This window comes from Paenimyroides ceti (assembly GCF_030409925.1).
Genome location: NZ_JAUFQU010000064.1, coordinates 1 through 14,714, shown reverse-complemented (window position 1 = coordinate 14,714; position 14,714 = coordinate 1). Strand labels below are relative to the sequence as shown.

Here is a 14,714-nt window from a genome sequence, read left to right as displayed (position 1 = left end):
ACTGCTATAATCCCTGATAAAGGAGGGCTCCTGAAGCTAAAGCAATACCCAGACACAAAGGGAGTGCTACTAAAAAAACAACCAGTCCAGAAGCAAAATTCTGCGACAATTCTGTTTTTATATTATTAAAATTCATGATAAAAAAGTTTAAGTTTAAGACAAATTATCCCTATCCCAATAAGAATGGGACGGAAAATACAGTAGTAAAACTTAAACCTGTTCAGGAGGGGGGAGGGGAATTTTTTGAACAATAGGATCTTTCATTGACAAATTAAGATTTTTATCAAATTTTCCTGAACCGTAATCATAGTTAGTAACATTATAAAAATGGTAAGCATTAAGATAATGTACTTCTTCCTCAGATACGGTATTGTTCTTTTTTATATGATTTTCTTCCTCTTCATTGAGGTTCATTCCAGAGTAACAAATGTCCATATCCGCACAGTAAGCCACTGTAGGATAGGCCAGAAAGTTGATAAAGATTATCAGTAATAATATGTTTATTCTCTGAATCATGCTACAAACTTAAAATAAAAAAGACTAAAGAAGTATTAAAAAACATTAAAAATGAAATTTATCCTTATTTTTTGTTGTTATACAGAGTTTTTTGTTGTCGGTTAGAGTTGTTTTGCAGTTTTATAAAAAAAAGAGGCTTATTAAGCCTCTTTTTTTTATAATTTGTCAATAGTGTCAAATTCTAAAGTATCCTTGTTGCCAGTAGGTTGTTTTGGTGCAGGATCATAAATATTTGCAGCCTGTAAAAAACGCTTAAAGTATTCTCTGTAAGGTTTTAATTTCGCTTTGTGCTTTTCTGCAGTCTGCACATCAGAACCTTCAGCGTAACCTATGATACGTTCATAGCTTTGATAAGCTTCTACGATCTCATAAATATACTCCTGTTGGTCTTTAGGATTCATAGATTTATAGAATATAAGATCTTCCTCATATTTCTTGGCTAAAGCATCTACAATTTCTTTTGCTTTCTGTTTCTCACCAAGACGGTAATATAATTCGGCAAATGGCTCTACAGTCATATAATTTCCAAAATAATCGATCGGGAAATTTTTCATTGCAGTATCAACGATATTTTTCGCTTTTTTGTTTTTACCTTCTTCTATCAGCTGTTCTGCCAGACGGGTAAGATTAATTCTGAAAAGGAAAGCATTTCTTCTGGTTTCAGGATCATGGTAAATTTTGCTACTTCCATTATTACCCCAGGTCCATCCACGGCGTTTTCCGTTTTCATATTCCTTTTCCATAATTGTATTATACAGCTTGTCTGTATCAATACTTCCTAAATATAAAGGGTGGTTGCGTTTGCTCTGATCTGTTTTCATCGGAACCAGTTGATAAGCAATACCCGATAATTGTAAATAATCTTTCATCCAAAGGAAATCTTCATCACTCAATGAACCACTTGTAAAATAAATCGGGCGTTCCCAGTTATTATTGGCAATAATATCCAGCATGATGATTCTCTGGCGGTAAAGTACACTGCTTTTAATGTCGAAATCAACATAGGGCACTATCTGGTCCGCATACTTAGGACTCAGAAGATTGTTTTTGATAACCGCTTCTTTGTCTACCGGAATTCTTACTTTATTAGTAGGAATACGAACAATACTGTTACCGTTACTCATTTCTACTTTTGTTCTCGGATCATCAGAAGCAATATAATCCATCATAGAATTTAACTCAATACGGTCATCCATTGTTGGAGATACCCCGGCATAGTATAAGTTATTTCCGGAATACTGACGGTGATTAAATCGGATTTTTAAAGGATCGGATTCATACGCTTTAATTTTCATCTGATCAATATACCATTCTGCCTGGAGCAATGCCGTACACACCACACGGACATCTGTTCGGTATCCTTCTACTTCCTGTAAATACCAAAGCGGAAACGTATCATTATCCCCAATAGTAAAAATAATGGCATTTTTATCTAATGAATCTAAATATGCTTTTGCTGTTGAGAGCGCAGTATACTTTTCTGAACGGTCGTGATCATCCCAGTTTTCTTTTGCCATAATAACGGGTGCAGCCAAAAGAGTCACTACAATTACTAAGGGAGCGGTTACTTTTGGTGATATATATTCTTTAAGCGTGTTATAAATAGCATATACACCGAAACCAACCCACATAGCAAAAACCATAAAAGAACCTACTACGGCATAATCTCTTTCACGCGGCTCAAACGGACGCTCATTTAAGAAGATTTTTAATGCAATACTGGTAAATAAAAACAACACCAGTAATACATAAAATGATTTCGGATCTTTTCTGAAGTGGAAGATAAAACCGATTAATCCTATGATAAACGGAATCATATAATAATGATTTCTTCCTTTATTATTCAACACATCAGAAGGCAGATTTTTCTGTGATCCCAAACGGAACTCGTCAATAAAATTGATGCCTGTAACCCAGTTTCCGTTAATACGGTCATTGGTGCCCTGTACATCATTTTGTCTTCCTGAAAAATTCCACATGAGATAACGCCAGTACATATAACCAAACTGATACTCAAACATGAATTTCATATTGTCGCTAAACGAAGGATTCTGAACATCAAAATACTCCGTAAAATCACCACTTTGTAATATACGGCCTTCGTATTCTTCCAGAGGTATTTCGCCAGATGCCATACCGGCTCTGAGTTGTCTCTCAAAATTGACCAATTCCGGATCGCTTTGATACTCCGGTTTCAGTTTAAAATCAAGAGGTTTGGTGTACCTCATATAGTTCAGAGCATTTGACCCGTCAGTACTCCACATTCGAGGTAAAAAGCCTTTTAATTCTCTCGAAATATTGTTTTCTGAGTTTTTATAATTGTTGACAATCTCGTATTTTCCTGTCTGATAATTTCTTTCATAATTGGGTTTGCCATCTGTATACGGTTTTTCCTTGTCAAGTTCTACCCGATATTTAGTTGTATAGTAAGTGTCGTAAAATAATGATCGGGACCCATACTGTTCTCTGTTGTAATATGCTAAAACTTCAGCAGCATCCGATGGTTTGTTTTCATTGATCGGTATTTGTGTATTTGCCCGTATAGGCAACATTAACCAGCTTGAGAAACCGATAAATATGAAAAGTATTGAAAGTATAATCGTATTTGCGGCTTGTTTGCCCTTCTGCTTTGTATATTTCAGAGAGAAAACAAAGAATGCAATAATCAAAACAAAAGCGATAATAGTACCGGAATTAAAAGGCAATCCGATCGAATTTACTGTAAAGATCTCCAGTTTTGCAAAGAATGCCAATGTATATGGGAGTAAAAATAAAAATACAAACAAAAGAATGGCAACAATAACAATGTTTGCAATAATGAAATTTTTAATAGTAACGGTTGGGTACTTCTTGAAATAGTATAAGAAACCGATAGAAGGTATGGTTAATAAAGCCATAAAGTGAACCCCAAATGAAAGTCCGATTACTAATGCGATAACCAAAAGCCATTTGTTTCCGCGGGGTTTATCGATATCATCAATCCAGCGGATACCAAGCCAAAGCAAAACCGAAATCAAAAGCATCGCTGTAGCATATACTTCTGCCTCAACGGCACTAAACCAAAAACTATCAGAAAAAGCAAAGGATAAAGCGCCTACAAAAGCACTTCCTAAAACAGCTATTGCATTGTTATTATTCCACGGAGAAAAGCTGCTTACCACTTTTCCTAAAAGATTCGTAGTACACCAGTACATAAATAAAATCGTAAAAGCACTTGATACTGATGCCATCATGTTTACCATCAAAGCAATGTGTTCATTACTGGCTGCAAACATGGAAAAGAAAGCTCCCAACATCTGATACAGCGGAGCACCTGGTGGGTGACCAACCTGCAATTTTGTAGAGGTAGCAATGTATTCGCCGGCATCCCAAAAGCTCAGAGTAGGTTCAATTGTTGAGATGTATGTAATTAAAGCAATTAAGAATGCAACCCATCCTAGTATGATATTCCACTTTTTAAAATTGATAGTCAACATAATACAGTGCGATTAGATTTTTTTGATTTGTGATACAAAGAAAAACGTTTTTTTTTAATCCTTTCCATTATTTAGTTTTTTTTAATTTTTTTTGTGGAATACTTGCAACATTTGATTTTTGTATTACCTTTGCAACCGCAATAAAGAATTACTCTGAGTTTTAAGAGCAATTTACTGGCCTATGGTGTAATGGTAACACAGCTGATTTTGGTTCAGTCGTTCAAGGTTCGAGTCCTTGTAGGCCAACAAAGATACTCGTTTAGTCTCAATTTAAAGAACTAATTGGTCTATGGTGTAATGGTAACACAGCTGATTTTGGTTCAGTCGTTCAAGGTTCGAGTCCTTGTAGACCAACAATAAAATAAGAGCCGGTTTTTAACCGGCTTTTTTTTATGCCTTTGATTTTTTTTTCTCATTCTCTTCTGTGTTTTCAATTATTTGCGAATCTAATTTTAAAATTTTATTTAAAAAACCAATTTGTTTTTTGGGAAGTTTCATTTTGCTTATTACCTTTGTTTATAATTAATCTAAATAAAAATTAATGATGAAACATTTTTCCATTTTATTATTATTGCTCTTTACGGGGAGTGTAGCTGTTGCTCAGACAGCTTCATTAAGAGTGAAAATAACAGATGAAACAAATACTCCTTTGGCTTATGCAACAGGTATAATTCAGGAAATTAATTACCAAGTAGCAGGTGATGAATCGGGAGAACTCTATTTCAAAAATCTGCAATCAGGGAATTATACCTTGCGAATAGAGTTGATTGGATATTATGCTGTCAATAAAAAAGTAGAGATAAAACAGGGAAATCAACATATAAGCATAAAACTTATTCAGGAATCTGATGTTTTAGAAGAGATAGAAGTTTTTGGTGAACGCAACAAGCAGCCTAAAGGATTGGAGACGATTACCCGAATGCCTTTAAAACCTAAAGATCAGATACAGAGTATCTCTGTTATTTCTAATAAAGTAATCGAAGCTCAGGGAGCCTTAACGATTACAGATGCAGTACGGAATATTCCAGGTGTTACCTTATTTGGGAGTTACGGTGGTGTGAAAGAAAGTATGTCTGCACGCGGATTTCGGGGAATACCAGTATTAAAGAATGGTGTGCGTATGGATTCTCAGTTTCAGACTGCCTCAGGAGTTATTGATATGCAGGGAGTAGAATCGATACAGATGATCAAAGGCTCTGCTGCTATTACTCAAGGGGTTATTACCGATTTGGGAAATGCAGGAGGTGTAATTAATGTGGTAACAAAAACGCCGAATTTTGTTAATGCTGCCAATGTGGGGTTGCGCGTGGGAAGCTGGAATCAGATACGTCCGGTATTTGACTACCAGACGGTATTAAATGAGAGTGAAACAGTAGCATTTCGTTTAAACGGAGCGTACGAAAGCGCAGATAGTTACAGGGCGTATTTAAAATCTAACCGCGTTTATCTGAATCCTTCCCTGGCCTGGAAGCCTACAGAGAAAACAACAGTTGTTCTTGAAGGAGATTATTTTAATGATAACCGGACACCGCATACTTCTGCTGTAAATCTGGCGGCTAATCAGGGAACTAATGCATTGTATGTCTTGCCTGATGATAAATTTTTAGGATTCAAAAGTGATAATAACAACACAAAAATGAGCAGTATGATGGTTAGAATTGATCATAAACTGGACGATCAGTTCCGGATAAGAGCTGCTTATGCACAATCATCCTACAGCGTAGATAATACACAAACAACCGCAAACGCAATAAGAGGCTCACAAGAGTATCACATTCGCCAGCGAGTGATGAGCCGCAGTCTCAGAGAAGATAAAAACAGTACGTTTCAGTTTGATCTGATCGGACAGGAACTTTATACAGGTTCTGTAAAACATACGGCACAATTAGGATTCGATTATCGCACAGCCGATGCAACTACCACCAGCTTTACAACTGATGTAAACGGTTTACAACGCAATTATATTGATGAAATAAACATCTATGAAAATTTTCCAAATGCGATCAATGATGTAGTAATCACTGGAGAGGAAGGGGAACAGATGCCGGCAAAAATTACGTTTAAGGCAAATGATCCTGTAAGAGCTCAGTATGGTACGTTTGGTGTTCTAGCTCAGGATGTAGTAGAATTTAATAAATATGTGAAAGGAGTTTTTGGTCTTCGGTATTCACAAATAATTACAAAAGATGCTGTGTCTACCAACGGTACGCAACGCTCTGCATGGAATCCGATGGTAGGTGTGATGCTGAGCCCTATAGAACAAGTTAATGTTTTTGGATCTTTTACCAATTCCACCAGTTTAAGAAGCGCTGCAGATAAGCTGAACACAGGAGAAGAAGTGGGAGCAGCAGTGACCAACCAGTTTGAAACAGGAATAAAATCTTCATGGCTAAACGATCGCTTACTCTTTAATTTTACCTATTTTCATATTCTCACCAGCAACTTGTCAAACACCGAATATGAACCGGGTACTTCAAATCCGACGGGCTATGTATTTAAAGCAGGAGATCTGAAACGAACCGGAGTAGAAGTAGAGCTAAACGGACGTATCTTAGATAATCTTACGGTAATGCTTGGATATGCTTATCTGGATGCGCAATATCAAAACAGCCCTTCGTATGTAAACGGTTCTGCACCCATGAATGCCCCAAAAAACACAGCTAACGGCTGGATTCAGTATTTGTTTAATAACGGGGTGCTAAATGGTTTAAGCATCAGTACAGGTTTATATTACGTTGGTGAACGCCCGGTTAATGAATACAGTCTGGCTCCGGACGGACATGGAAATATGGGAGGTACAGAACCATTTGACATGCCTTCTTACTATACGTTAAATGCACAGCTGGGCTATAAATACAAAGGATTCGATGCACGATTTTATTTCAATAATATAACAGATCAGATAGGGTTAAATTCATATTTCAGAGGAGGTTTTATCAATCAGATAGATCCACGGAATATAGCTTTATCGGTTTCCTATAATTTTTAATTTGAGTGGGTTAGTTGATTAGAAAAATGGCTTGTTTTTATATAAGCCATTTTTTTTAATTATAAAAACACCGTTAATAGATTATTAAATACATAGCTTAAAACAAAATAGTTTTATAATTTTGTGTCATAACGTAAATCAGATAATTATGTACCCAGAAGAAATTGTAAAACCGATGCGTGAAGAGCTTGTTGCTGTCGGTTTTCAAGAATTATATACAGCTAAAGAAGTGGAAGATGCTTTAGCAAAAGAAGGAACAACCTTGGTAGTGGTAAATTCAGTGTGTGGTTGTGCAGCAAGAAATGCACGTCCGGGAGCACGAATGAGTTTGGACAACGGTAAAACACCGGATCAGATTGTAACTGTTTTCGCAGGAGTGGATAAAGATGCAGTAGATGCAGCACGTGAAAAAATGTTTCCTTTTCCCCCATCATCACCAAGTATGGCGTTGTTTAAAAACGGAGAATTGGTACATATGTTAGAAAGACATCATATTGAAGGTCACCCGGCGGAGACTATTTCAGAAAACTTAAAAGAAGCGTATAACGAACACTGTTAAGAACACTGTTAAACTTATCCCTTTTTTAAACAAACGAACCGCCGATTATATCGGTGGTTTTTGTTTTTATTGTATATTTGACCTTTAATTTCATAAAAGTGCAAAAAATTATCTCTTATCCAATTAGTATTGTTTTTTATTTCTTTTTTGCGTTAGCCTTGTTGATCTTTCATCCGATTCAATGGATTTGTTTAAATATTTTTGGTTATCAGGCACATAAAAAAAGCGTAGACATTCTTAATGGCTGTTTATTGAGATGCGGACATATATTAGGAACTACATTTTCAGTAGAAGGTGTAGCGTTGGTGCCTGAAAAAGTGCCGGTAATTTTTGTATCCAATCATCAGAGTCTTTATGATATTGTTTTAATGATATGGTATCTGCGAAAAGCACATCCTAAATTTGTAAGTAAGAAAGAATTGGGGAAAGGGATTCCGAGTGTGTCATTCAATCTTAAAAGAGGTGGTTCTGTGCTTATTGACCGGAAAGATTCAAAACAGGCATTACCTACTATCAAAGGATTGGCAGAATACATCCAGAAATACAACAGATCAGCTGTTATTTTCCCGGAAGGAACGCGTTCAAAAACGGGTGCACCTAAAAGCTTTTCTGAAAACGGAATGAAAATATTATGCAAGTATGCACCGGATGCTTATGTAGTGCCGGTTACCATAAATAATTCATGGAAAATATTCCGTTATGGAATGTTTCCTTTAGGGTTGGGGGCAAGAGTCAGTATGAAAATACATGAACCGATGAAAGTGAATGACTATGATTTTAATACCCTGTTTGAGATCACACAGGAAAAAATCACCTCGCAAATAAAATATTAATAACCGGATAAGACGGTAAAAGAAAAAAATATGTCAACAAAAAATGTTCGATTAGAAGTAATGCAGTTTCTGGAAAAAAATATAGATAGTTTCGTAGATAACTATCTGATTCCAGTGGAGAAAATTTGGCAACCATCTGATTTGTTACCCAATTCAGAATCAGATAATTTTTTTGAAGAAGTTAGAGAATTAAGAGAATACGCTAAAGAATTACCATATGATTTTTGGATTGTTTTAGTAGGTGATACAATCACTGAAGAAGCATTGCCAACTTATGAATCCTGGCTGATGGATGTTGATGGTGTAAAACAAAAAGAAGGAGAAGGTGGTAACGGATGGGCAAAATGGATACGTCACTGGACAGGAGAAGAAAACCGTCACGGAGACTTGTTAAACAGATATCTGTACTTATCCGGAAGAGTGAACATGAGAGAGGTAGAAATTACCACACACCATTTGCTCAATGACGGATTTGATCCGGGAACCGACAGCGATCCGTATAAAAACTTTGTTTTTACCAGTTTTCAGGAATTGGCAACGTATGTTTCTCATAACAGAGTAGCGCAGTTAGCTAAGAAAAACGGAGATCATAAATTATCAAAAATCTGTCGTTTGATTGCTGGAGATGAAATGCGTCATCACCATGCATATTCTGAATTTGTAGATCGGATTTTTAAAGTAGATCCTTCTGAGATGATGCTTGCTTTTAATTATATGATGAAGAAAAAAATCACCATGCCAGCCAACCTTATTCGAGAATCAGGCGGAGCCATCGGCGATGCTTTCCATCACTTCTCGGAATCTGCACAGCGTATTGGAGTTTATACTTCTATGGATTATGTGGAAATATTACAAAAATTGATCAGCCGTTGGGAAATCGATAAAATAACCAATCTGACAGATGAAGCTGAGAAAGCGAGAGATTATCTTATGAGACTTCCGGATCGTATGGCTCGTCTGGCAGAAAGAATGAAAATATCTGCAGAGTCACACGTGTTTAAATGGGTAAACCCTGCTATGGTGAAATAATATAAATAGAAAGCTGTGATAACAGCTTTTTTTAATTTACAGAGATGCAAAACATTATAGAAAAAACAATCATTTTTGTGCAAAAAGAATTGCAACATAACGAGTCGGGACATGATTGGTTCCATATCGAACGTGTGTATAATACAGCAGTAACTATTGCTAAGAAGGAAGCATGTGACCTTACTGTTGTAAAATTAGCAGTACTGCTGCATGATATTGCAGACAGTAAGTTTCATAACGGAGACGAGAGCGTGGGACCTGAAAAAGCAGCTGGCTTTTTAGAATCATTGGCTGTTGATCCTGAAATCATTGAGCATGTAAAAAAAATCATTGAAAATATCTCATTCAAGGGAGGTAATTTTGAGAAAAACTTTCATTCCAAAGAACTGGATGTTGTACAGGATGCTGATCGGTTAGATGCTATTGGTGCTATTGGTATTGCCCGTGCTTTTAACTATGGCGGTTATAAAAACCGGATAATTTATGATCCGGCACAACAGCCTAAAATGAATATGACCAAAGAGGAATATAAAAACAGCAATGGTACTACTATCAATCATTTTTATGAAAAATTACTCTTGCTAAAAGACCGAATGAATACTGAGACCGGAATACAGATGGCACAACAGCGGCATAATTATATGGAAGGGTTTCTGAATGAATTTTTTGATGAATGGAAGGGTTATCTATAAATAAAAAACGAGTATTAAACTCGTTTTTTTATCTTTTAAGAATATAGATGTGTTCTAACACTTTCTGTGGCATACCTGAACGGATACTAAACCACGTGCATATTGAATCTGAACACAATCTCCGCTTCCTTTTAAGCTTGGGCTAAGTATTTTTTCTGTTGCGGTGGCAATCCCTTCTTTAGATGAAAACGAACCACCACTGGTCCAGCCTTCAGGACATTTTCCTAATAATAGATCTGCAATGCCTATCAATGAAGGGAAGGTACTATTGATTTTATTGTCAAATATATCGATTACTTTTTTTGCCTTTGTATCAAGAAAATGCAAATCAGTGACAAAAGCCTGATTTTGCTTGAAATTTAACTTATACACTACCAAATCAGCATTTGGGTACTTTTTTCTGATTTCTTCTAATTCATCATTAAAACTGTTCAGTGTGTTTTTAATGTGACTATTCAATTCTTTAGCGGTGTAAGCCTTAAATAAAACAATTGTATCTGTTTTAAAAGGAGTAAAATCGTTTAAATTTAGTTTATATCCTACATCCTCTTTGCTTAAATTATTTTTTGTTTCGGCTTCTCTGTCTTCTTGTGAGCACCCTGCGAATGCTGCTAAAGAAATTACTAATAAAATAAATAATTTTTTCATACTGTATAATTTTGTAGTTAATATCTCAAAACTAAGTAAAAAACAATACAATATTTTAAATTAACAAAATATTAACTTTTTGAATTTGAATATTAAAATGTTTTTTGTTATTAATACCAAGTTGGGAAATTGTATTGCTACATATTACTATACAATAAAAAAACAGCTGGAATTCAACAACTGTCTTTATTTAAATTTATTTTAGGTGGCTTTTTATGTAAAGCTCTAAAGATTTAACTTCTTCATCACTAAAGGTTTTGATAATGGCGAAATTAGCTTTCATTACATCATATTGAGCGGGGTCTACAATCGGTTCTGCTTTTTGTCGTAAAAAAGCAAACATATCGCCGTTTTTCTCCTGATAAATTTTTGCTATTTCCTGAATACTTGGGCCGATTACTTTTTTATCAGGAAGGTGACAGGTATAACATGCCGCTTTATTACTGTTAAAGAGTTCCTTTCCTTGTTCAATAATCACTTTTGGATCATTCGGGTCAACTACTTCTTCAGGATATAATTCCTTGGATTTTTTTTCCTCTTTATTACATGAAACTCCCAAAAATGAAAGAGCCAACATGCTGAACATAAAAAATTTCATTGTCTTGTTTTTGTTGTTCTGTAAAGATACTAATATATACTTACTTGTTCAGTAAAATAGCGGCTTCTTTAGCGAAATAAGTAGAGATAAGATTAGCACCTGCACGTTTGATGCACATAAGCTGTTCCATCATAATTTTATCATGATCGAGCCAGCCTTTTTCAGCTGCGGCTTTTATCATGGCATACTCTCCTGAGACGTGAAAAACGGTAACAGGTACCGTAACCCGGTCTTTTATTTCCCGTACAATATCCAGATAAGCAATTCCGGGTTTTACCATAACCATATCAGCTCCTTCCTCAATATCAGATAAGGCTTCTTTTATGGCTTCGAGCCGGTTGGCATAATCCATCTGGTATGTTTTTTTATCTGTTGGTATGTCAGTAATATCCACCGGAGCGCTATCCAAAGCATCTCGGAACGGACCGTAGAAGGCAGAAGCATACTTGGCAGAATAACTCATAATACCTACATGTTGAAAACCTGCCGCATCCAAACCTTGACGAAGGTAAAGCACTCTGCCATCCATCATATCTGATGGTGCTACGAAATCTGCACCTGCGTGTGCATGAGAAACAGCCATTTTCACCAAAGCGTCAACAGTAATATCATTGGCAACTTCCCCGTTTTTAATAATACCGTCATGTCCGTAGATCGAATAGGGATCTAAAGCGACATCTGGCATTACAATCATTTCCGGACATGCTTCTTTTATAGCTCTAATGGCATTCTGCATCAATCCGTTCGGATTCCATGCCTCTTTTCGGTGTTATCTTTTAAATTTTCAGAGACCTTTACATAAATATTAATGGCTCTTATACCCAAAGCATACAGCTCCTGTACCTCTTTAACAGTCAGATCAACTGATCTTCTGAAAATACCCGGCATAGAAGGAATTTCTGTTTCCGTGTTTTCTCCCTCTGAGATAAACATCGGAAACATAAAATCAGCCGGACTTAAAGTTGTCTCTCTGACAAGGCTTCTCATCGATTCATTTACGCGCAGTCTTCTGCCTCTGTGTAATGGAAACATATTTTTATTTTTATACCCACTCTCGCGGTTGTTGTAATACATTCAGTAATTTTTCCTCTTCTGATCCTTTTTCCGGATGATGGTCATATACCCATTGAACATGAGAAGGTAAACTCATGAGGATTGATTCAATGCGTCCGTTGGTTTTCAATCCGAAAAGGGTTCCTTTATCGTGTACAAGATTGAATTCTACATATCGGCCTCTTCGTATTTCCTGCCATGTTCTCTGTGCTTCCGTATAGGGCAGCTCTTTTCTTTTTTCTACAATAGGTACATAGGCTTCTATAAAACTGTTTCCGATTTCGGTAACAAAATCATACCATTGTTGCGAAGATCTTTCTGGCGTTTCTTCAAGATGATCAAAAAAAAGACCTCCGATACCACGGGCTTCATTTCTATGAGAATTCCAGAAATACGCATCACACTGTTTCTTGTATTTTTCGTAAAACTCAGGATCATGTTTGTCACAGGCTGTTTTGCTTACCTTATGAAAATGACGGGCATCTTCTTCAAAAAGATAGTAAGGAGTAAGATCCTGACCGCCTCCAAACCATGAGCGAACTTTATTGCCTTCTTTATCATACATTTCAAAATAACGCCAGTTGGCATGAGTGGTAGGTACCATCGGATTTTTGGGATGTAATACCATACTCAACCCACAGGCATAAAAGTTTGCATCGGTTACATCCCTATGTTTAACTAAATGTTAATACGTGTTTTGATTCGCGTAAGAAAATGTATTTTTACAAGAAAACGTATGAGAGCAATTTTATTTTTACTATTCGTTACTTCGGTTTGTTTTGGTCAGGATCGGAAGTTGTTAAAGGGGACAGTGAGTACACAGCATGAAATAACTGATCCGGTGCGCGTGGTCAATGTTACTTCAGGTGAAGAAGTGTATACGGGAAGAAAAGGAAGTTATCAGATAAAAGCAAAATTAAATGATGTACTGTCTTTTTCTCATATAGAGTTTATCGAGCAGAAGATCACTATTTCTGATCCGATATTAAAACGCAACCGACTCGATATTTTTTTATCAAGTAATATGACGGTGCTTAAAGAACTTTATATTGATAAAACAGATACTTTGAATGCTTCTTTAGGGTTTGGTAAAATGGATATGACACCAGCTGAGAAATCATTATATGCAAGCAATCAGTTTTCTCCCGGAGAAGGAGTTACAGGTGTAATGCTGGATGGATTGCTAAACCGCCTTTCCGGACGTCACAAAATGCTGAAAAACTGGTTGAAATTAGAGACTAACGAAACTAATGTAAAGAAATTTAAAACAGATTTTTCCTGAAGAATATTTACAGGAAGAGCTCAAAATCAAACCTGAAGATTTTAATTTATTCATCTATACAATAGTTGAACAGGAGGGATTTGATATTCATATGGTACAAAAGTCGATTACCTATATCCAGTTTTTACAGGAGCATGCCAGAAATTTTAGAAAATCGATGGAATATGAAAACTGATCATTTTTCGTCTTTATAACGGATTTCCACTTCATATACCTGATCAAAAGCATCATGTACAGCTGCTGCTTCCTGTAGACGGACAGCTAATTCAAACTCACAGCTCAGCTCCATTTTTGGCGTATGAGCTGTATGTTTTTTTCCTTTATAATGCGCATTACCTTATTCATATTTTTATAATCAAATGAAACGATAAAGTGTACATCTATGGTTCGTTCCTCAATTTCTGCCACTTCCAGAGCCATTTGTGCTGCTGTTTTATAAGCCTGTACCAGACCGCCAACACCTAATTTTATTCCGCCAAAGTAGCGCACAACCACTACAAGAACGTTGGTGACATCAAAAGACTGAATCTGTCCGTATATAGGCATTCCCGCACTATTATTAGGTTCGCCATCGTCATTGGCACGGAAATATATCTGTTGAGTTCCTAATTGAAAAGCATAACACCAGTGGCGTGCTGTGTAATGCTCTTTTTTAATTTTTCCAACAGTTCTTTTACTTCATCTTCCGTTGTTACCGGATACGCATAACCATAAAACTTACTGTTTTTTTCTTTAAAAAGGATTTCTTCTGAGGCGGTTACCAGTGTTTTATAAGTATCTTTTTCCAAATCAGTTGTTTTTTAGAGGAGCAGACGGTCTTCTGCAACAGATTCAACAGTCCGGCTTTTATAAGTTCTTATCAAAGGAGCTTTTATACCATTATTAAGTACGATATTGCTTTCAAAAATACGTGCTTCATCCCATATATTAGCTTGAATAAAAGCCTGTAATGTTTGGAGTCCGCCTTCAATGATAATGGATTGAATCTGACGCTTGTAACAAATGTCCATAATCTGCGGTATGACAGCTGTTTCAAAAT

At 36.2% G+C, this 14,714-nt stretch carries 12 protein-coding genes, 2 tRNA genes and 3 pseudogenes; 8 read left to right on the top strand and 9 right to left on the bottom strand.

Annotated elements, in window-relative coordinates:
* Positions 1-4 precede the first annotated feature (4 nt).
* From QW060_RS23390 to QW060_RS23380, 3 genes are all read right to left on the bottom strand, one after another.
* Positions 5-136, bottom strand: a complete 132-nt coding sequence (locus QW060_RS23390) for a hypothetical protein (protein ID WP_290365272.1) — start codon at positions 134-136, stop codon at positions 5-7.
* A 74-nt stretch (positions 137-210) separates the two neighbouring features.
* A complete protein-coding gene (locus QW060_RS23385) occupies positions 211-516 on the bottom strand; it encodes a hypothetical protein (protein ID WP_290361827.1) in 306 nt (101 codons plus the stop codon).
* Between the two features lie 155 nt (positions 517-671).
* A complete protein-coding gene (locus QW060_RS23380; RefSeq protein ID WP_290361828.1) occupies positions 672-3,992 on the bottom strand; it encodes a glycosyltransferase family 117 protein in 3,321 nt (1,106 codons plus the stop codon).
* A 175-nt stretch (positions 3,993-4,167) separates the two neighbouring features.
* Here QW060_RS23380 and QW060_RS23375 point away from each other — a divergent pair.
* The 7 genes from QW060_RS23375 (at position 4,168) to QW060_RS23345 (ending at position 10,094) form a co-directional block, all read left to right on the top strand.
* A tRNA-Gln gene (locus QW060_RS23375) sits at positions 4,168-4,238 on the top strand.
* A gap of 37 nt (positions 4,239-4,275) precedes the next feature.
* Positions 4,276-4,346 (top strand) — tRNA-Gln (locus QW060_RS23370).
* A gap of 187 nt (positions 4,347-4,533) precedes the next feature.
* A complete protein-coding gene (locus QW060_RS23365; RefSeq protein WP_290361829.1) occupies positions 4,534-6,981 on the top strand; it encodes a TonB-dependent siderophore receptor in 2,448 nt (815 codons plus the stop codon).
* Between the two features lie 148 nt (positions 6,982-7,129).
* Entirely contained in the window at positions 7,130-7,540 is a 411-nt protein-coding gene (locus QW060_RS23360; RefSeq protein ID WP_290361830.1) for a BrxA/BrxB family bacilliredoxin, read from the top strand.
* Positions 7,541-7,638: 98 nt separating this feature from the next.
* Positions 7,639-8,373: a lysophospholipid acyltransferase family protein gene (locus QW060_RS23355; RefSeq protein ID WP_290361831.1), complete on the top strand. Its 735-nt coding sequence runs from the start codon at positions 7,639-7,641 to the stop codon at positions 8,371-8,373.
* A gap of 30 nt (positions 8,374-8,403) precedes the next feature.
* The gene (locus QW060_RS23350; RefSeq protein ID WP_290361832.1) at positions 8,404-9,402 is read left to right on the top strand and encodes an acyl-ACP desaturase; all 999 of its coding nucleotides are present in this window, start codon (positions 8,404-8,406) and stop codon (positions 9,400-9,402) included.
* A 44-nt stretch (positions 9,403-9,446) separates the two neighbouring features.
* Positions 9,447-10,094: an HD domain-containing protein gene (locus QW060_RS23345; RefSeq protein ID WP_290361833.1), complete on the top strand. Its 648-nt coding sequence runs from the start codon at positions 9,447-9,449 to the stop codon at positions 10,092-10,094.
* A gap of 54 nt (positions 10,095-10,148) precedes the next feature.
* On the opposite strand, the gene QW060_RS23340 is transcribed toward QW060_RS23345, so the two are convergent.
* The 4 genes and pseudogenes from QW060_RS23340 to hemF all read right to left on the bottom strand — a co-directional run.
* Positions 10,149-10,742, bottom strand: a complete 594-nt coding sequence (locus QW060_RS23340) for a hypothetical protein (RefSeq protein ID WP_290361834.1) — start codon at positions 10,740-10,742, stop codon at positions 10,149-10,151.
* A gap of 196 nt (positions 10,743-10,938) precedes the next feature.
* Entirely contained in the window at positions 10,939-11,340 is a 402-nt protein-coding gene (locus tag QW060_RS23335) for a c-type cytochrome (RefSeq protein ID WP_290361835.1), read from the bottom strand.
* Between the two features lie 40 nt (positions 11,341-11,380).
* A pseudogene (gene hemB / locus QW060_RS23330) lies at positions 11,381-12,372 on the bottom strand (porphobilinogen synthase).
* Positions 12,373-12,382: 10 nt separating this feature from the next.
* Positions 12,383-13,057 (bottom strand): annotated as a pseudogene (gene hemF / locus QW060_RS23325) (oxygen-dependent coproporphyrinogen oxidase); the annotation flags it as partial.
* Between the two features lie 72 nt (positions 13,058-13,129).
* On the opposite strand from hemF, the gene QW060_RS23320 reads away from it, so the two are divergent.
* Positions 13,130-13,675 (top strand): hypothetical protein, encoded by a 546-nt coding sequence (locus tag QW060_RS23320; protein ID WP_290365271.1) that lies wholly within the window; start codon positions 13,130-13,132, stop codon positions 13,673-13,675.
* Positions 13,676-13,850: 175 nt separating this feature from the next.
* Here QW060_RS23320 and QW060_RS23315 read toward each other — a convergent pair.
* Together QW060_RS23315 and QW060_RS23310 are read right to left on the bottom strand one after the other, a co-directional pair.
* Positions 13,851-14,463 (bottom strand): annotated as a pseudogene (locus tag QW060_RS23315) (IMPACT family protein).
* Positions 14,464-14,475: 12 nt separating this feature from the next.
* Positions 14,476-14,714: dihydrofolate reductase family protein (locus tag QW060_RS23310; protein WP_290365270.1), on the bottom strand; the 239-nt coding region annotated here is incomplete at its 5' end.